Source organism: Streptomyces sp. NPDC001292 (assembly GCF_042896465.1).
GTDB lineage: Bacteria > Actinomycetota > Actinomycetes > Streptomycetales > Streptomycetaceae > Streptomyces.
Map to the genome: position 1 here is coordinate 35627 of NZ_JBIAXG010000031.1, position 18306 is coordinate 53932.

Genomic DNA, 18306 nt, shown 5'->3' on the forward strand with positions numbered 1-18306 from the left:
CTCCAACCAGCGGAGACGGCGCACAGGTCGTCAGGAGGCTGGGCGGGGCAGCGCGGCCAGGCGGGCGAACGCGCTGGTCAGCTCATGTCGTACGGGCACCGAGTCCTCGGCCCCGACCCGTTCCGCGCCAGGGAGCATCGGCCGCACATCCGCCGTCATGCGGCACTCTCGCGGCCGGCGCGGCAAGTCCCTGGCTGAGATCGGCGATCAGGTCTGCTTCGTGCTCGAGGCCGACGGCGAAGCGGATCAGGCCGCCGGGGACGTTGGCCTCGGCAAGTTCTTCCTCGGTCAGTTCGTTCGACCACATCCGCTGGGTGGTCCAGCGAGCGCCGGCCTGGATCATGCACGCCCGCCGACACGCGTGGGACCATGACGGCTCATCCAGCACTCGGAGTCGTTGATCACCTGGTTCGCGATCACCCTCATGACCAGGCGCGTCACCCGCCGAACCTCCCGCAGAAGTGGGCAGTCGGCATCCCGAGAAGCGCAACGGGACTGATCGATCCGGCGTCGGCCCTCACCACCGCTGCCCGAAGACCCCGAAGCCGCGGACCCGCAGCGATCCTGCCACCACCGAGGCGATCGCCTTGGCGGCGTCCTCCGCGAGTACGCACACGCCGCATGAGCCGCACGGACCGGGTGGTCGGCAAGGGCAAGCCGACCGGCCGGGCGGGCCGCCCTGAGGTGGGAGACCGCCCGGCCGGACTGTGTGGTTACCGCACGTCGTAGGCGCGCTTGATGGTCTGAGTGACCGCGTTGCCGTTGACGTCGGTGAAGGTGGCCTTCGTCGTGACCTGCTTGCCGGAGGCGCCGGTGTGGTCGAGGACGGCCGTCCAGTGACCGTCCTGCTGCTCGGTCGGCGCCTGGGTCCAGGTGGTGCCGCCGTCGTAGGAGTAGGACAACGAGGCTGCCTTGATCGCGCCCGGGGTGTACCCCGCGTGCCCCTCGACCGACAGGCCGACCCTGATGCCGCTCTGCGCGGGCAGGGTGTTCAGGCCGTCCACCGGCATGTCGTACGCCGGGAAGAGGATCGGCAGGCCGCGCGAGTAGACGTCCGGCTCACGGTGGGAGCGGAAGCTCCAGGTGGTGGTTACGGCGGTGGAGCGCAGCCAGTTCCGGTCCGAGGTCGGAATCTTCTCCAGGTTCTGCGTGAGCTCGTACGCGGAGTCCTCGTCCGGCACCTTGAACACCTCGTACGGCCAGGCGCTGGTGGCGATCTTGTCACCGTTGCGCTTCAGCACCAGGTTGCCGAGGTCGCCGAACGACCCGCCGTAGGACCAGTGGTCGCCGGAGCCGTCGAGCCAGAGTGCGGTCTGGATGCCGATCAGGTCGCCCTGCCGCTCGGCGGCCAGCATCAGGTTGCCGTCGGCGTCACGTGGCGCGGCCGGCCGCAGAGGGCCGCCGTACCACTCCTCGGCGCTGCGCTGTCCGGCCCGGTAGGTGCGCTCCTGGTCGCCCATGAACGCGGCGAACGGGAAGCTGGTCATCGCGCCGTGGTACCAGGCGTCGTCGCCGGTCGTGTAGTAGGCGGTGCGGGCACCGGGCACATGGACGCTGCCGAACGGGCTCACGGGGACGTAGGTGCCGCTGCTCCCGGAGGGGCGGATGAACAGCGCGTCGAGGTAGTCGCCCTCCTTGCCCATGGCGTTCCACGTCTCGGTGACCTGGGCCAGCTCGGAGTCCTTGGGCTCGTAGACCTGGTCGGACTGCAGCGGACCCTGGGTCGGGAACGACAGGTTGTAGACGTAGGACGAGCCGCTCTCGGAGCCGGCCGCGCGCCACGTGGGCCGGAACTCGAAGGTGCCGTTCTTGGCACGTCCGTCGACGTCTGCGTAGAACTTCTGGACGGTCTTGGCGGCCACGAGCGACCCGGTGATCTGCCAGGTGTCGTCCCACGTGCGGGCGTAGCTGAACGTGGTGTTGTTCACCGTCGAAGGGCGGTCGGTGTGCAGGCTCAGCCGGTGGGCCTTGCGGGCGTCGAGGACGACGGTGGTGTCACGGGTGATCCGAAGCTGCGGGTGCGCGAGGTAGCTGACCGATTCGGCTGCGTTGTTCGCGTCGTACGTCGCCACGAAGCTGCTGAGGGCGTAGTCGCCCGGTCGCACCCGGTATGTCTGGTCGGTCGCACCCGAGTTGCTGCGGCGCTCGCCCTTGTTGGTGTCGAGACTGACGAGGTCCAGGGAGGAGGTGCCGGTCGCGGGCTTGCCGTTGCGGTCGATGGCCTTGACCCGGAGGGTGACCGTCTCCGGCTGGACGTAGAGCGTGACGGGCACGGAGACGTGCACATCGCCGCCGGTGGCCAGGATCCGGCCGGTGACCGCACCGTACTGGGCGTCCTCCAGAGGGACGGTGGGATCGATCCGCAGCGGCACCTGAGCGGTGGCACCCGCGGGAACCCTCACCTTGCCCTCCTCCAGCGTGACGATGCCGGAGTGGACGTCGCTGCCGTCGTTGCCGTGCATGCCGCTGACCTTCAGGTTCAGAGTGAGGTCGCTGCCGCTGGAGTTGGTGAAGGGCACCTGCACGGTGGCGCGGTCCGAGGCATCCTGCGGCCAGTCGTAGCTGCCGGCCTGGACGGCGGGCGCGGAGAGCACCTTCTGGTTCACCGCGCCGAACACATCAAGGACCCCACCGCCGGTCTGGTCGGCGCCGGCGACCTTACCGTCGGTGCGGGCTGAGGAGACCAGGGCGGCCTTTACCTGCTGCGCGGTCCAGTCCGGGTGGGCCTGGCGGACGACGGCCGCGGCGCCCGCGACATGGGGGGTGGCCATGGAGGTTCCGGACATCGTCCGGTAGGCGTAGATGCCGCGGCCGCCTGCGTTGGCCGCCGAGATGTCGACGCCGGGGGCGGCGATCTCGGGCTTGAGGGTGTGGGTGACGGCCACGGGACCGCGGCTGGAGAACCACGCGGTGGTGTCGTCGCGGTCGACGGCACCGACGGTCAGCACGCCGGGCACACAGCCGGGCGAGGAGACGGTCTCGGTATTCGAGCCGGCGTTGCCGGCGGCGACGACGAACAGGGTGTGGGTGTTCTGCGAGAGTTGTTTCGTGGCCTGGGCCATCGGGTCGGTGCAGTCGCCGATCGTGGGGTTGCCCAGGCTCATGGAGACGACGTCGGCCTGCTGGTCGACGGCCCACTGCATACCCGCGATGATCCAGGAGTCCAAGCCGTAGCCTTGGTCGTTGAGGACTTTGCCAATGAGGAGGGAACTACCGGGGGCGACCCCCTTCTTACGGCCGTCACTGGCTGCTCCGGACCCGCCGACCGTGGAGGCGGTGTGGGTGCCGTGGCCCTGCCTGTCGTCGGTGGTCTGGGAGTCCGTGAAGTTCTTGGACTCGAGGACCCGGCCCACCAGGTCGGGGTGCTCGGCGTCCACCCCGGTGTCCAGCACTGCGACCTTGGTGCCCTTGCCGTCATAGTCGGCCGCCCAGGCCTCCGGCGCGTGCACCTGCGTAGTGGACCGATCCAGCGTGGCCTTGACCTTGCCGTCCAGCCACAGCTTGTTCACCGTGGAGCCGGAACGTGAGCGGGAGTTGGTGATGTCCTGCCAGAAGGTGGCGGCAGCGTTCTTGCTTGCCCTGAACGCGACGCCGTTCACAACCGGGAGGCTCAGGCCCCGCTCGGCTCCGCGAGGAGCCGCCGGCGCGCCGGCGGCGACGTTCACACTGTTCCGGTAGGTGGCGATGAGCGGCAGCGTGTCGGTGTGTGTGTCGTCGTATCCCTGGCGGATGAGCCCAGTGACGTTGAACAACTGCTCGTCGACCTTGCCCTCGGCGATCGCCTGGGAGGCGTTCTCCGGGTAGACGTAGAGGTCCTTGCCCATCTGATAGGTCTGGGCCATCGGCTGCGTACCGTCCTCGCGGGGCAGCACAGCCGCCGAACTGCGGCCCGACGTGTCCGTGGTCACCAGTACCTTGTCGCCGGTGACGAGCGTGACCGTCACCTGCTTGCCGCCCGTTGCCGCGGCTCCGCTGCCGATGACGGGTCTCTTCCCCGAGTTCCCGTCAGGTGGCGCGTCCGCCGCCCCGGAAGGCGCGACCGCGGTGACGGCCAGGACGGCGGCCGTCGCCGCGCCCAAGGCTATACGCGTTGTGGGGCGCATGAATCTCCCTACTTGACTCCGTGAACATGCCATGCTGCGGCTGCAGCCTGGCAGACATGCGGATTGCGTGGGGACGCCGTGGGATGGCGGATTTCCCGCATGACGGATCTCCGTCACGCGGTCACATCAATTGGTTCGTCCGCTCGGTGAGGCTTCGGAGCCGGCCGGTGGCGTACGCGCCCGGCCCGACCGAGGTCAGGCCGGATGATCTCGAAGGGGACGCGGGCGCATTCCCCCACTTCTCGGCCGGCAGCAGGTCCGTCCCAGCCTCCCTCAAGCTCCTGCGGTCACACCGATTTCTCCGGATCCGGGTGCTCTCCCACTCCGCCGCCGGGCGACGGGCCCGGGAGTTCGTGAGCGAGCTGTGGCCGGATCGCGCATCGGCCGTGGCCCGCCAGGAGGCTGAGCTGCGGGCAGGGCTCCGACTGCCAGGCCGGCAAGTAGTTCCCGGACGCGGGCTCCGCGCTCCGTCTCCCGAAGCCTCCGCAGCCACGGCAGGGGCTCGCTGGGCAGGCCCTCGGCCGGTTTGAAGTCACCGAGGCGGTGGAGGTCCGGTCGATCGATCCCGGTGGGGTGTGGCCGGCTCGCCCGCGCCCTGCACGCCGTCGATGTCACCGCTCACCGGTCGCCTACGTCGTCGATCAGCAGAGCCCCACGGGGGGCGGCTTCACCGGCAGGCCCGCCATCGTCGTGCCCTCGCCGTCGCTCCGGTGGATGCCTCCGGCTCGATCACGGACAAAGACTCCTCGGCGAGGTCAGAGCCAGCCCGCACGCGCGGCGTTCCACCCGAGTTGCAGGCGCGAATCCGCACCGGCAAGGTCCATCAGACGGCGTGTCCTCCTCTCCACGGTACGTATGGAGATGCCGAGTTGGGAGGCTGCCCGCCGGTCGGAGAATCCTGCCAGCAGCAAGGCGAGGACTTCCAGTTCCCCCTCGGTCGGCCACTGATCGTTTGCCGGTTCCGCTCGCACACCCGTGGTGGTGGTGTACAGCGGCCGAGCCTGGGCCCATTCCCTCTCGAAAAGTTGGACCAGGGCCGTCACCAGGCCGCTGCCGTGCACCACGATGGCGCTCGGCTCGCCGCCGGAGTCCGCCATGTCCAGTGGCACCATGGCACGTTCCCGGTCCGAGACGACCATCTTCAGCGGCAGCGAGTCGACCAGGCGGAGCTCGAGGCCCGCCCTGATGGCCGCCCGCACGTCCCTCACCACATCGGGACCGTCGAGATAGTTCTGGGCCGCCACGACCCGGAAATCGACTCCGCGGTCGAGCGCGAAACTCTCCGACAAGTCGGCATCCTCGCGCGGCACCGCGACAGGCGCACCGACGAGGAAGACAAGCAACTCCCGCTGGGCGCCGCGCTGCAGTTGATGGAACCGGTGGGCGACCTGCTCCACGCCGACGACCGCCTCCACGACGCTGCCCGCAGGGTGGGCGGCGGTGCTGCGGTACTGCTCGGTCAGCATCGAGAACGCGGTCTCGGCCCGGTGCAGCGCGTTGCGCTGCTCGACGAGGAACGGGGCCAGGGCCACCGAGGGCGGTGTGAGCCGGTAGCGGGCGGGCTGGAGGCCGGCCCCGCAGTCAGCCGAGTCAGGTGCCCCCCTCCCGGCCTCGGAGGCGACCGCCACCAGGCCGCGTGTCACCAGGTCGAGCAGGATACGGTCGGTTTCGGCCTGCTCGCGTCCGGTCTGCCGGGCGAGTTCCTGCGCGGAGGCTGTCGGGCGGGCCAGCAGTGCCGTGTAGACGGCCTCTTCGGCCGGGCCCAATCCCAGTGCCTGCAGCATCCAGCTCCTCCTCGGGCGAGCACCGCGTCCGGCCTTGGCGCAGCTCGCATGAACCCAGCGGACTCCCCTCAGCCGAACCCTATCCCGCTGTCGTGATGTCACCATCGGATGTACGCCCCTGCAGCACTCCACCCGGGACGCCCCGCACACGGCCTCCGGGGGAGGCACCTCGCAATGGACCTTCCGCGCGCTCACCGTGTGGACCGCGTCGCAGGTGCGGGCGGTGAAGACCGCATCGAAGCCGTGGCCCGGGATGTCGTACGGGCCGAAGGCGAGGACCAGGGGCGTGCGGCCGTGCTCGTGGCACCACTGCAGGTGGCGGGGAGGATCGTCAGGGCGTGGCCGTGGGCGTGCGCGGTGGTGGCGGCGGTGAGCAGCCGGGTCCGCGGCCACGGCGGCGCTTGACCGTCGCGGTCGACCGGGTCTTTCCGGACTTCGGACCCGGCCACAGGACGGAGGGCGGGAGCCGTGCGCACCTGTTCGGTCCGCCGCAGTGCGACTACGTCTGCTCGCTGCACCGGCCCTGCCTCGTGGCACACGACCGGCATGCGGGAGCAGCGGGGACGAGGACCCGCACGACCACGGGCGCAATCACGGCCGCACGACCGGCCCTGTCAACCGACGTGGTCGTCCTGGCGGCGATGTCAGCGTCCGGCTGGAAGCGCGGTCGCGAAGTCTGCGAACCAGGCCAGCATCTCGGGGTGGGTGACGGCCCCCTCAGCGCTCACCTCGGCGATGCGGGCGCCTTGGATGATGCGCTTGACGGGCACCTCCAGCTTCTTTCCGGTCAGGGTGCGCGGCACGGCGGCTATCGGAACAATGGCGTCCGGGACGTGCCGAGGTGAAAGCTCTCGTCTGATTGACAGGGCGATGCTGTTCCGGAGCTCGTCGTCGAGGGTCGCCCCTTCGGCCGGCACCACGAACAGCGGCATGAAGTACCGGCCGTCCGGCAGTTCGGCCCCGATGACGAGGCTGTCCGCGATCTGCGGGTGTTGCTCGACGATGGCGTAGATGTCGGCGGATCCCATCCGTACACCCATGCGGTTGAGTGTGGAGTCCGAGCGTCCTCCCACCACAACTGACAGGTCCGGATTGACGGTGACCCAGTCCCCGTGCCGCCACACTCCGGGATAGACGTCGAAGTAGCTGGCCAGGTAGCGCCGTTCCCCGGGATCGTTGAGGAAACGTAGGGGCATCGAGGGAAGCGGCGAGGTCACCACCAGTTCCCCCTGGTCGCCGATGAGCGGCTGTCCCGAGCGGTCCCATGCGGCGAGGGCGACACCGAGCGCGGGGCACTGGATCCGGCCGGCCCGCACCGGCAGTAGCGGGGATCCTCCGGCGAGCACGGAGCAGATGTCCGTCCCTCCGCAGATCGACTGGAGCCATATGTCGGAGGGGAAGCGGTCGTAGACCCAGCGCCAGGTGCTCGCGGGGAGGGATGAGCCGGTCTGCAGGATGGATCGCAGAACGCTCAGATCGATTTCGGCTGCCGGGTGTGCGTTCGCCTTCTCCGCGGCGATCAGGTAGGCCGCTCCCACACCGACCATCGTCGCCCGGGTCTGCTCGGCGACCTTCCATACGCCGTTGACGTCGGGATGGGTGGGACTGCCGTCGTACAGAACGATCGTGGCGCCGTGCAGGAGGCCGCCGACCATGAAGTTCCAGACCATCCAGCTGGTGGAGGTGTGAAAGAAGTAGCGGTCGTCGCCGCGCAGGTCGGCGCCGAGACCTAGTGCCTTGAGCAGTTCGACGACGATGCCACCGTGGCCCTGCACGATGCCCTTCGGAACGCCCGTGGTACCCGAGGACCACAAGATCCACAAAGGGTGGTCGAAGGGGACGTCCGCAAAGCTGAGTTCCGCCTGGTTCTCGAGCAGTGCGGACCAGGTGTGCTGTTCCACCTCAGGACGTCGGGACCACGACGCTGTGGTCAAGGACGCGTAAAGGTAGTCGACCGCGATCAGATGCCGGACCGTCGGCAGCCCGTCCGCGATTTCAGCGATCTCCGGACGCCGGTCGAACTCCTTGCCGCCGTAGCAGTAGCCATCGGCGGCCACCAGAACCGTCGGCTGTGCCTGCTGCAGTCGCGCGAGCACACTGGGCGTCCCGAAGTCCGGCGAGCACACCGTCCACACCGCGCCGACAGCGGCACTCGCCAGCAACGCGACCACGGCATGTGACGTATTCGGCAGGTAGCCGGCAACTCGGTCACCAGGTCCGACGCCCATGTCGCGAAGGGACGCGGCGACAGCCGAGACATCGCGTCGGAGCTGCTCCCACGACGTCTCCACAGGAACGCCGCCTTCGGCTACCGCGATCAAGGCCGGGCGCGCGTCGGTGGCGCGGGTGAAGCATTGCTCAGCGAAGTTCAGCCGGGCTCCGGGGAACCAGAAGGCTCCCGGCATCGACGGCTCGGGCAGCACGTCGTCATAGCCGCTGACGGCGTCGAGGCCGTAGAACTCCCATACCGCCGACCAGAACGCGGTCAGGTCGGCGGTGCTCCACCGCCACAGTTGCGTGTAGTCGGAGAAGGACAGCCCCCGCGCCTCGCTCAACCAGCGCATGAAGCCGGCCACGTTGGAGCTCTCGGCCGTCGAGCGGCTCGGGTACCACAGCAGGTCGGTGTCGGTGCTCATGAGCGTCTCCAGGGCGGGGTCGTGCGGTTGGGACCAGTGAAGAGCCGGCGCCTACGGGATGGCCCGCTCATACGTGTCTGACGATGCGCGCTCGGCCGGCGAACGGCTCCCTCCTGTCCGAGGACGGGCAGGAGGGGGTGTGAGGAAGCCGCCGCCGCGGGTCAGGTGGGCAGGCCGGACGAGGCTCGGACGAGCTCGCGGATGAGTTCCTCCGCCCGAGGCCATTCGCCGTAGCCGGAGGCAGGGTTGAGGTGTCCGACGGGTCCGAGGACCACGAGGCGGCTCCCCCATGCCCGGGCGAGATCGGCGACGCGATCGGCCTCGGCCAGGGGGTCGTTCGTGCCGGCCGCGACGATGCTGGGGAAGGGCAGGAGTGTTCGCGGCGTTGGCGTCCAGCCGTTTGTGCGCAAGGCTTCCGGAGTGGGGTAACCCTCCGGCAGCTGGGTGTCGAAGTCCGGCGGCGCGGCCAACAGCGCCCCCTTGACCGAACGATGGTGTCGTTGCGCCCAGTGCACGGTGGTCATCACCCCGGCGCTGTGGGCGACCAGCACAACCGGGCCGGAGATGTCCGACAGCACCTCGTCCAATGCTGCGACCTGGGCGTCGCAGCTCAGCCTGTCCGTCTCCAGCGGCGGAACCGTACGGCTGTTTTCGATCTTGTTGCCGAGGATGGTCTGCCAGTGGTCCGGCACGTGATCGCGTAGACCGGGGACGATCACGACCGTCGGCGGTGCGGTGAGGCTCATGACTGCAACTCCGGGGTCTTGAGGGCCAGGTCTGGGAGCAGCCCCAGACGGCGCAGATCTTTTTCGTAGGAGAACTTGCCGATGACGAAAGCCACGCTGCCCGCGAGCGCGACAAGCGGGACCACCCGCAGGGCGCCGAGCAGACCGATACGGTCCGCGAGTACGCCTGTCACCGCTGGCCCGGGGGCAAGCCCGAGCAGGCTGTTGGCCAGGGTGAGCGTGGCCATGGCCGTCGCCGCGATGGCGGCAGGGGTCAGATTCGCCACCATGGCGGCCGCCGGGCCGGAGGTACCGGCGGCCACCAGGGTCCCGGCGGCGATCAGCACGAGCTGCAGCGGGCCGGCCGGCAGGTGGAATCCGGTCACCAGCAGCACGAGCGACCCCAGACTGCAGGCGATCGCGACGGTCCACTTCCGGCTCCCGGCCCGCCGGCTGAGGCGGTCCGCGACGACCCCGCACAGGATCATGCCGGTGCCGCTGATCAGCGCAAAGACCCCGGCAACCAGGCCGGCCTTCGCGGAGGCCATGGAGTAGTAGCGGTTGAGGAAGCTGGGCATCCAGGCCAGCAGGGCCATCGCGACGAACAACTGCGTTCCGCTGCCGATGTAGGCGCAGATGACGGAGACCGAGGAGAACAGCCGCGGCAGCAGGGTGCGGATGGAGGCGTGTTCACCGGACGTGCTGCCGTGCTTGCCGGAGGCCGACCCGAGCCTCTTCTCGGTGACCACGAGGCCGTAGAGCACGGCCAGGGCCAGGCCGAAGATCCCCATGGCGCCGAACGCCCAGCGCCAGCCGTATGCCTGGGCCAGGACGCCGCCTGCCGACACACCCAACACAGAACCGAACGACCCTCCCGCCATGAACGCGCCGGCGAGCGTGGCCCGCAGACGAACGGGGAAGACGCTGAGGACCACCGCGATACCGACGCTGCCGTAGGCCGCCTCTCCGACGCCCACCATGAACCGGCCCAGGAACATCTGGCCGTAGCCGGCGGAAACGGCGCAGCCCAGGGTCGCCAGGCTCCACACCAGTGCGGCGATGACCAGGCTCTTGACCCTGCCCCAGCGGTCCGCCAGCAGCGACAGAGGGAAGGTGAGAACACCGACCATCAGGGCCACGATGCCGCTGAGCGACCCCAACTGGGCGTCGGAGAGCAGCCATTGCGCCTTCAGCAGGGGAAAGACCGCGTTGAGGACCTGCCTCGACATGTAGTCGGACAGCAGGAGCCCGAAACTCAGGGCGAACACCAGCCAGGCGTAGCTGCGGGGTACGGCTGGTTCGGCGGGAGGCGTGTCCGGCACCGTCGTGCCGGTCGTGTGCAGTCCCATGGGCGTCACCTTTCCGTCGCTGCTCAGGGCTCAGAAGGGTCTGTCGCCGACGATTCCGGCACGCTCCATCTTGCGGACGGCGGGCCAGTAGTCCTGGACGGCGTAGTGCTGTGTGGAGCGGTTGTCCCAGATGGCGACGCTGTTCTTCTGCCAGCGCCAGCGCACCTGGTACTCGGGGACGGCCGCCTGGCTGATCAGGTAGGTCAGCAGGTTGCCCGCCCCAGGGGCGTAGTCCTGGCCGAAGCGCACGTTCTCGGGCGTGTGGTAGTTGACGAAGTGCGTGGTGAAGGCGTTGACGAAGAGGATCTTCTCGGCGGTCTCCGGGTGGGTACGGACCACGGGGTGTTCCGGGTCCGGGAACCGGGCCTTCATCTGGTGGCGCCGCTCCATCGGCATGCAGGCGCCGAAGGTCGCCTCAATGCTGTGCCGTGCGCGCAGGCCGGCGATCTGCGTCTTGATGTGCTCGGGCAGCCTGCGGTAGGCCTCGACCATGTTGACCCAGATCGTGTCACCGCCCACCTCGGGCGTCTCCACGCAGCGCAGCACCGCTCCCATGGGGGGGCATTCACGCCAGGTCGCGTCGCAGTGGAGCGCGTTCTCGTAGTGCTCGGGTTTGCTGTTCAGGTCCTTGTAGATGCGGACCAGCCCCGGGTGGTCCGGGTCGCTGCCGAGCACCGGGTGGTCCTCCAACGGGCCGAGGCGGGAGGCGAAGGCGACGTGCTCGGCGCGGGTGATGTCCTGGTCGCGCAGGAACAGGACCTTGTACTGCAGGAGCAGATTCTTGATCTCGGAGAACAGGTCGTCGTCGCGCGCGGCATCGCCGAGGTTCACGCCGAAGAGTTCGGCGCCGATGGTGCAGGTCAGCGGCTCAACCCTGATCGAGGTGCGAAGGACACCCGGGCGCACCAGGGCGGGCCTGTCTTCCCTCGGGCGGACGGTCTGGGACATGTGCTCACTCCTGGGTTGACGTGCGGGGCACGGCGTTCAGAGGACGAAGACGGAAGATCCCGTGGTCCGTCCGGCTTCCAGATCGCGGTGTGCCTGTACCGCGTCCTTGAGGACGTAGCGCTGGTTGATCTCGATCGTGATGCGGCCGGACGAGACGTGGCCGAACAGTTCGCCCGCCAGGGCATCCCGTTCGGCGGGTTCGGCGATGTAGTCGGCCAGCGCGGGCCGGGTGACGAACAGCGAGCCGTGGATGGCCAGTTGCATGGCATCGAGCGGCGGAACACCGGAGGCGGTACCGAAGCACACCAGCAGGCCGCGACGCTGCAGCGAGGCCATGGATTCTGCGACGGTGTCCTTGCCGATGCTGTCGAAGACGACCGGAACGCCCTTGCCGCCGGTCAGCTCGCGCACCCGCTCGGCCACGTTCTGGCGCCGGTAGTAGATGATGTGATCGCAGCCATGGGCCCGGGCGATTTCGGCTTTCTCCTCGCTGGAGACCGTGCCGATCACGGTGAGGCCGAGCAGCTTCGCCCACTGGGAGAAGATCAGGCCGACGCCGCCGGCCGCTGCGTGGAGCAGCACGGTGTCGCCGGACTCCAGTGGGTGGATTCGGCGCAGCAGGTAGGCCGAGGTGAGGCCGCGCATGGTCATCGCAGCGGCGGTCTCGCAGCTGATCTCCTCCGGCAGCTTGATCAGCGAGTCCGCGGGCATGACCCGCTCCGTGCTGTAAGCACCCAGCGGGCTGCCGGTGTAGGTCACCCGGTCGCCCTCGGCGACGTGACGCACGCCCTCCCCCACGGCCTCGATCACCCCGGAAGCCTCGACTCCGAGGCCTGCGGGCAGCGGGGCCGGGTACAGGCCGGTGCGGAAGTAGGTGTCGGCGAAGTTGAGTCCGACGGCTACGTGCCGGATCCGCACCTCGCCCGGGCCCGGGTCGCCGACGGTGACCTCTTCCCACCGCAGGACGTCGGGGCCGCCGGTTTCGTGGAAGCGAATGGCGTGTGCCATGAGAGTTGCTCCGTTTGCTCGTGTGTGGCGTGGGCGGTCGCGGGCCGCCTGCGGCCGGCCGGGGTGGCTGCCGTGTCGTCCCGCGACCGCTGCTCGTGGGTCAGCTCTTGACGTCGCGCAGCATGGCGCCACGCCGGCCGGGACGACGGTTGGGCACCATGCCGAGGTGGGCCAGGGTCTCGTCGGCGTCCGAGTACCACTCGCCGATCTTGTAGATCTTCTTCGCCTCCTGTCCGGTGGCGATCTCCCGGCCGAGCGCGCCTGCGATCTGGACCATCTGTTCAACCTGCTCCACGGAGGACATCCGCTCGCCCTTGCGGCGCCACAGGTTGTCCTCGTTGCCCACTCGCACGTGCGTGCCCAGTGCGATACCGATGGCGTTCATCGGCGCCACCGCGCGCATGGAGGCCTCGACGGTGAGCACGGCGCCGTCGGGGACGCGGCGGATGAACTCGATCAGGTCGGCCGGGTGCCGACCGGCGAATCCGCCACCGATGGCGACGTAGTTGAGCACCAGCGGCCCGCTGTAGACGCCCTTGCGGATCAGCCGCTCCACGGTCTCCAGTTGCGCCATGTTGGCGAGCTGGAAGTGCGGCTGGACATTGTTGGCGCGGAGTCGCTTGAGGTGCTCGAGGTAGAACTCCGGTCCGGCCTCGACCACCATGTCCCGGTAGGCCTTGTAGTACGCCGGCTTGGCGATCGAAGTGCCCTCGATGTCCTCGTCGTCGAAGAGCTCGACGATGTTCATCTGGTTGGTGTTGATCGCGATCGTCACCTGGTCCGGACGGGGGGAGATCTCGGCAAGCATGTGGCGGGTGTCGTAGCTGAGCCACTTGGCGTCGGCGCCCTCGTCCTCGGGGGCGAAAGAGATCGACCCGCCGATCTGCAGGACCATGTCAGGCACAGCCTCGCGCAACCGGGCCATCAGCTCGTTGAACATGGACATGCGCTTGGATCCGTGCCCGTTCAGCTCGCGCACGTGGATGTGCAGAACCGTGGCGCCGGCGTTGTAGCAGTCGACCGCCGCCTGCACGTGCTCATCCATGGTGAGCGGGAGGTCGTCGGCGTCACCGGGCAGCCACTCCGGCCCGTAGGGCGCGGCCTGGATGACCAGCTTCTCCTGGTTCTCCGGATACAGGGAGTCGTCGAAGAAGTGCACGGTCCGTCTCCTTTGAGGATCGGTCTTCACTCGCTGCACGCATCGCTGCCTGCGATACGAGGCCCTGGGGCGTCGCGAGAGGTGGAGTGGATGGCAGAGGGGATTTCCGGACTCGCCGGGCAGCCCGATACGATCAATGAGCCCCGGGGGAGATGCGGCTGCGGGCAGGATCCCTGCTCGTCCCGTGGAACCGGCAGTCCCCCTTGCGGTAGTGCAACGTTAAGGGCCGACTACGCGGCATGCTTGACGACAGGTGACATCTGATTTACCACTTGGGGACGGCCCGCCCCGGCTCGGGCCGTCGGCTCAGGGCCCTGGCCGAGGCCGCGTGAGCGAGCGCGGTCCCCGGCAGCGGGTGATCGCCTGTGGTCATTTCTCGGCGAAGGTTTGCTGCCCGTTCCTCCGGCGGCGCCACTCCCGGGGGCTGCAGCCGAACCGCTCGCTGAACCAGCGCGAGAAAGCGCTGGATGCGGAGAATCCCAGCAGCCTGGAGATCTCCGTCAACGAGCGGCGCGGGTTCGCCACCAACTGCTCGGCGAGCTGAGTACGCGTCGCGTTGAGCAGGGAGGAGAAGGTCTCACCCGAGGCCGACAGGTGCCGGTGGACGGTCCTCCGGTCGACACCGAGGCTGCATGCGACCTGCTCGATCGAACAGCGCCCGGTCGGCAGTAGGACTTCGATCAGCTCGCGCACACGGTCCAGCACGGTCGTGTCCCTCGAGATGGCGATGGACTCGAAATACTGCCGGGCGTAGGTCCTCAGCAGCGGGTCCGACATGGGGTTGGGAGCGTCGAGGTCGCTGGCGTAGAAGACGATCCCGTTGAAATCCCGGTCGAATTCCACGGCAGGGCCGAAGAAGCGCCGGTGGGTCCGGGTGTCAGCTGGAGCGCTGTGTGTGAAACACACGGCCACCGGCTGCCACCGAGTACCGAGGAAGGTGCGGAGGACCTGATGGAAGGCGCCCACGGCCAGCTCCACGGCCTGGCGGCCCGCCATCGTCTCACCCGGGTCGAGGCTCACCTTGAGGTTGGCCAGGCCGTGCGCCTCGGAGAGCCGGCTGCGGAGCATCTCGTTGTACATGTACTCATGGCGGACGAGAAGCTCCAGTACGCTGCGGACGTCGGGCTCCTCGCGGATGACCAGGCTGATGCGGCCGAGGTTGGAGAAGCGGCGTCGCTCGGCGAGGAGCAGGCCGAAGTCCTCGCGATGTGAGGCGGCCGCCGAGAGCTCGAGCAACTGGGCCACGGCCACGCCGGAGATCCATCTGTCCTGGACCGTGAGACCGATGGGGTCCAGGCCCACGTGTTTCATCAGGGATCGCGGGTCGATGCCGAGCGACTGGCCGACCTCCACGTAGTCGCTCAGCGCGGCGTTGCGGACAAGGGGCTTCATGGGCGCACTCCCAGGACTGTGTCCCCAGTTGATAAGTCAGATGTCACGTCAGGTCAAGCGGTGAGCCTGGTCGTGACCTAGCGTTGCACCACCGCGATGGAGCTCGCCGTCTGGACTCCAGTCCCGACCGACAGGAAATTCGACGGAGCACACCATGGCAAAGAGTCCAACCGTTGACCAGCCCTGGAAAGCGGTGAGGAATCTCGATTCGGATGGCCTTGGGCGGAAATGCCGGCGCCAAAGTCGTGGGGTTCCTCCGCTGGGAGAGGAGAAGGGTCGTGCGTGCGGTTTTCGGTCCCCGGCCAGCGAGGAGTCGCCGGCTCCGGCCGGGCGGGGCGCGCGATCCTGGGGAGGCCACCATGACAAGCGTGATCAAGGTGTTGCGCCGGCCCTGCACCGGGCCGGCTGTGTGGAGGGGCCCGGACCTGGCGGACTCCGAGGAGTGGGTCCTGCGGCTCTCACCGGCACAGATCGGCGAACTCGAGGTAGCCCTGCGCACAGTGCGTGAGCGGAGTCTTCCGCTGCTGAAGGTGGGCGCCGAGGACTTTCCGCTACCGGCTCTGGCCGGTGAGCTGGAACGCATCGCCGAGGTACTGGAGAACGGACGCGGCTTCGTGCTCATCAAACGCATTCCGGTCGAGCGGTACAGCCGGGCGGCGGCGAGCACCATTTTCTGGGGCCTGGGTCGGCACCTCGGTATTCCGGTGTCGCAGAACGCGGCGGGCCACATGCTCGGCCACTCCCGGGACACCGGCCGTTCCATGGCCGACCCCGCGACGCGCGGCTACCAGACCAGGGCGAGACTGCCGTTCCACACCGACGGGTCCGATGTGCTCGGGCTGTTGTGCCTGCGAGCGGCCCGCTCCGGGGCACGCATCACCGTGGTCAGCTCGGCGGCGGTCCACAACGAGGTGCTGGCGTGGCGGCCGGATCTGCTCGAGCGCCTGTACCGGACCCATTTCCTCGACCGCCGGGAGGAGCAGGGCCCCGGCGAGCAGCCGTACTCGGCAGTCCCGCTCGCGTGCTGGTACGGGGGCAAGCTCAGCCTGCGCTACAACCGCTGTTACCTGGAGTCCGCGCAGCGCTTTCCTGCCGTACCGCGCCTGGAGCCCGCGGACGTCGAGTTGTTCGACCTGATCGACGAACTGGCCGATTCCCCGGAGTTCCGACTTGACGTCGACTTCGAGGTCGGTGACCTGCTGCTGCTCAACAACCACGCGGTTCTGCACTCCCGCACGGAGTACGAGGACTTCGCCGAGCCTGAGCGGCGGCGACACGTGCTGCGGCTGTGGCTGGCCCTGCGCAAGGGACGAGACCTGCCGCCGGACTTCTGGGGAAACCTGCACGACAGCGGATGCGGTCCCGGCCGCGGCGGCATCACCCCCCGGGACGTGATCGCGACACAGAAACCTGCGGGCCCCGGCGGCACCCGCCGCCTCCGGGCACCGTCATCCACCCGAATCCTAGGGGAGACCGAATGAACAACCTGGCCACGCTCCTGGCGGAGTCGGCATGGGCCGAACGCGACCGGGTCGCCGTTCGCCAGGACGATCTGACCCTCACCTATGCCGAGCTGAACGACAGCAGCGCCCGGGTCGCCACGCTGCTGCACGCCAAGGGCGTCCGGCCGGGTGATCGGGTGGCGTTGGTCATGCCCAACGCCACCGAGTTTCCTGTCACGTACTACGGCGTCCTCCGTGCCGGCGGCGTGGTCGTGCCGATGAATCCGCTGCTGAAGGCCCGTGAAATAGCCTTCGTCCTTCGGGACTCCGGATCCCGGATCGTGCTGGCGTGCCCTGCGTTCGCAGACGAGGTCGCCGCGGCGGCGGCAGAGGTCGGGGCCGAATGCCTGGTCACGGACCCGACGGTTTTCGGCTCCCTGGTGCAGGCCACCGACCCGATGCCCCAGATCGTCGACCGCGCGGAGGATGAAGCGGCCGTGATCCTTTACACCTCGGGCACAACGGGGATCCCGAAGGGCGCCGAGCTGACCCACCGCAACCTGATGACCAACGCGGCCACCGCGGCCGAGACGTTGCTCCACGTCGGGCCGAACGACGTCCTGTTCGGTGGCCTGCCGCTGTTCCACGCCTTCGGACAGACCTGTGCTCTCAACACCGCGATCGCTGCCGGGGCGACTCTGACCTTGCTGCCGCGGTTCGAGTCGGCCAAAGCGCTGGAGGTCATGCACCGGGACGGGGTCACCGTCTTCCTCGGCGTCCCCACGATGTACACGGCTCTGCTCCACGCCGGGATCCCCGACGGCTACGATCTCTCCCGACTGAACTTGGCCGTTTCCGGCGGCGCTTCCCTGCCGGTCGAAATACTCCAGCGCTTCGAGCGGGAGTTCGGCGTCACCGTGCTCGAAGGCTACGGACTCTCGGAGACCGCGCCGGTCGCCGCATTCAACCCTCCGGACCGGCCGCGCAAGGCCGGCTCGATCGGTCTGCCCGTCCGCGGAGTCGAACTCAAACTCGTCGCAGACGATGGCACCACCGTGAGACCGGGTGAGGTCGGCGAGATCGCGATCCGCGGCGAGAACGTCATGAAGGGCTACTGGAACCGGCCGGACGCGACCGCGGAAGCCATCCGGGACGGGTGGTTCCACAGCGGCGATCTCGCCCGTGTCGACGAGGACGGTTACTACTTCATCGTCGACCGGAAGAAGGACCTCATCATCCGTGGCGGATACAACGTCTATCCGCGCGAGATCGAGGAGGTGCTCTACGAACACCCCGCCGTCGCCGAAGCCGCTGTCGTAGGCGTGCCGCACGAGACCCACGGGGAGGAGGTGGCCGCCGTGGTGACGCTCCGGGACGGTGCACAGACCACCGCCGGTCAGATACGTGAATACGTCAAACAGCGGGTTGCTGCCTACAAGTACCCGCGGATCGTCACATTCACCGATGGGCTCCCCAAGGGAGCAACGGGCAAGATCCTCAAGCGGGAGATCGTCGTCGAACAGCAGACGTCCAAGGCCTGAATGGCCACGGTTCCGTAGCGGCCTTCGTGCCAGGGCGGCGACGCAGATCCTCGGCGGAGCGGCGTCCGCCGATCACGGAGGCCGCCCCGGAAAATCACGCGGAGCGGGCTGAGTCGCACACCGAGAATGCCGGTCCGGTCCGCGATCACACCAGTCCGGTGCCCTGCTCACCCCGGCCCCGGCCTGGACACCGATCGTCGAGCCGGGTGGCAGACCGGC

General features: G+C 68.7%; 13 protein-coding genes. 3 read left to right on the top strand and 10 right to left on the bottom strand.

Annotated elements, in window-relative coordinates; all coding sequences use genetic code 11:
• Positions 1–82: 82 nt before the first annotated feature.
• The 3 genes from ACFY4A_RS28180 to ACFY4A_RS28190 form a co-directional block, all read right to left on the bottom strand.
• The gene (locus tag ACFY4A_RS28180) at positions 83–343 is read right to left on the bottom strand and encodes a PLP-dependent transferase (protein ID WP_390832140.1); all 261 of its coding nucleotides are present in this window, start codon (positions 341–343) and stop codon (positions 83–85) included.
• 370 nt (positions 344–713) lie between these two features.
• The gene (locus ACFY4A_RS28185; protein ID WP_390832141.1) at positions 714–4103 is read right to left on the bottom strand and encodes a S8 family serine peptidase; all 3390 of its coding nucleotides are present in this window, start codon (positions 4101–4103) and stop codon (positions 714–716) included.
• 755 nt (positions 4104–4858) lie between these two features.
• Positions 4859–5887 (bottom strand): helix-turn-helix domain-containing protein, encoded by a 1029-nt coding sequence (locus tag ACFY4A_RS28190; RefSeq protein WP_390832142.1) that lies wholly within the window; start codon positions 5885–5887, stop codon positions 4859–4861.
• Positions 5888–6085: 198 nt separating this feature from the next.
• On the opposite strand from ACFY4A_RS28190, the gene ACFY4A_RS28195 reads away from it, so the two are divergent.
• On the top strand, positions 6086–6292 hold the full coding sequence (locus ACFY4A_RS28195; RefSeq protein WP_390832143.1) for a hypothetical protein: 207 nt from the start codon (positions 6086–6088) through the stop codon (positions 6290–6292).
• A 239-nt stretch (positions 6293–6531) separates the two neighbouring features.
• Here ACFY4A_RS28195 and ACFY4A_RS28200 read toward each other — a convergent pair whose 3' ends face one another.
• From ACFY4A_RS28200 to ACFY4A_RS28230, 7 genes are all read right to left on the bottom strand, one after another.
• Positions 6532–8523: an acetoacetate--CoA ligase gene (locus ACFY4A_RS28200; protein ID WP_390832144.1), complete on the bottom strand. Its 1992-nt coding sequence runs from the start codon at positions 8521–8523 to the stop codon at positions 6532–6534.
• A gap of 161 nt (positions 8524–8684) precedes the next feature.
• The gene (locus tag ACFY4A_RS28205) at positions 8685–9269 is read right to left on the bottom strand and encodes an RBBP9/YdeN family alpha/beta hydrolase (protein WP_390832145.1); all 585 of its coding nucleotides are present in this window, start codon (positions 9267–9269) and stop codon (positions 8685–8687) included.
• Positions 9266–10597: an MFS transporter gene (locus tag ACFY4A_RS28210; protein WP_390832146.1), complete on the bottom strand. Its 1332-nt coding sequence runs from the start codon at positions 10595–10597 to the stop codon at positions 9266–9268. Before ACFY4A_RS28210 ends, ACFY4A_RS28205 begins: the two co-directional genes overlap by 4 nt.
• Before the next feature lie 30 nt (positions 10598–10627).
• Entirely contained in the window at positions 10628–11545 is a 918-nt protein-coding gene (locus ACFY4A_RS28215) for a TauD/TfdA dioxygenase family protein (RefSeq protein WP_390832147.1), read from the bottom strand.
• Between the two features lie 36 nt (positions 11546–11581).
• Entirely contained in the window at positions 11582–12553 is a 972-nt protein-coding gene (locus ACFY4A_RS28220; RefSeq protein ID WP_390832148.1) for a quinone oxidoreductase family protein, read from the bottom strand.
• Positions 12554–12653: 100 nt separating this feature from the next.
• Complete coding sequence (locus ACFY4A_RS28225; RefSeq protein WP_390832149.1) at positions 12654–13712, bottom strand: 3-keto-5-aminohexanoate cleavage protein; 1059 nt, start codon at positions 13710–13712, stop codon at positions 12654–12656.
• 369 nt (positions 13713–14081) lie between these two features.
• On the bottom strand, positions 14082–15104 hold the full coding sequence (locus tag ACFY4A_RS28230) for an AraC family transcriptional regulator (RefSeq protein WP_390832150.1): 1023 nt from the start codon (positions 15102–15104) through the stop codon (positions 14082–14084).
• A gap of 359 nt (positions 15105–15463) precedes the next feature.
• Here ACFY4A_RS28230 and ACFY4A_RS28235 point away from each other — a divergent pair, with 359 nt between their 5' ends.
• Together ACFY4A_RS28235 and ACFY4A_RS28240 are read left to right on the top strand one after the other, a co-directional pair.
• A complete protein-coding gene (locus ACFY4A_RS28235; RefSeq protein ID WP_390832151.1) occupies positions 15464–16585 on the top strand; it encodes a TauD/TfdA family dioxygenase in 1122 nt (373 codons plus the stop codon).
• Positions 16582–18087 (top strand): long-chain fatty acid--CoA ligase, encoded by a 1506-nt coding sequence (locus ACFY4A_RS28240; protein ID WP_390832152.1) that lies wholly within the window; start codon positions 16582–16584, stop codon positions 18085–18087. The genes ACFY4A_RS28235 and ACFY4A_RS28240 overlap by 4 nt, the downstream gene beginning before the upstream one ends.
• The last annotated feature ends 219 nt before the right edge of the window (positions 18088–18306 follow it).

Bases quoted from the DNA above. Each gene is read 5' to 3' on its own strand.
- ACFY4A_RS28235 (WP_390832151.1), top strand. From the start codon at position 15,464: ATGACAAGCGTGATCAAGGTGTTGCGCCGGCCCTGCACCGGGCCGGCT.
- ACFY4A_RS28185 (WP_390832141.1), bottom strand. From the start codon at position 4,103: ATGCGCCCCACAACGCGTATAGCCTTGGGCGCGGCGACGGCCGCCGTC.
- ACFY4A_RS28215 (WP_390832147.1), bottom strand. From the start codon at position 11,545: ATGTCCCAGACCGTCCGCCCGAGGGAAGACAGGCCCGCCCTGGTGCGC.
- ACFY4A_RS28240 (WP_390832152.1), top strand. From the start codon at position 16,582: ATGAACAACCTGGCCACGCTCCTGGCGGAGTCGGCATGGGCCGAACGC.
- ACFY4A_RS28180 (WP_390832140.1), bottom strand. From the start codon at position 343: ATGATCCAGGCCGGCGCTCGCTGGACCACCCAGCGGATGTGGTCGAAC.
- ACFY4A_RS28205 (WP_390832145.1), bottom strand. From the start codon at position 9,269: ATGAGCCTCACCGCACCGCCGACGGTCGTGATCGTCCCCGGTCTACGC.
- ACFY4A_RS28200 (WP_390832144.1), bottom strand. From the start codon at position 8,523: ATGAGCACCGACACCGACCTGCTGTGGTACCCGAGCCGCTCGACGGCC.
- ACFY4A_RS28210 (WP_390832146.1), bottom strand. From the start codon at position 10,597: ATGGGACTGCACACGACCGGCACGACGGTGCCGGACACGCCTCCCGCC.
- ACFY4A_RS28190 (WP_390832142.1), bottom strand. From the start codon at position 5,887: ATGCTGCAGGCACTGGGATTGGGCCCGGCCGAAGAGGCCGTCTACACG.
- ACFY4A_RS28220 (WP_390832148.1), bottom strand. From the start codon at position 12,553: ATGGCACACGCCATTCGCTTCCACGAAACCGGCGGCCCCGACGTCCTG.
- ACFY4A_RS28230 (WP_390832150.1), bottom strand. From the start codon at position 15,104: ATGAAGCCCCTTGTCCGCAACGCCGCGCTGAGCGACTACGTGGAGGTC.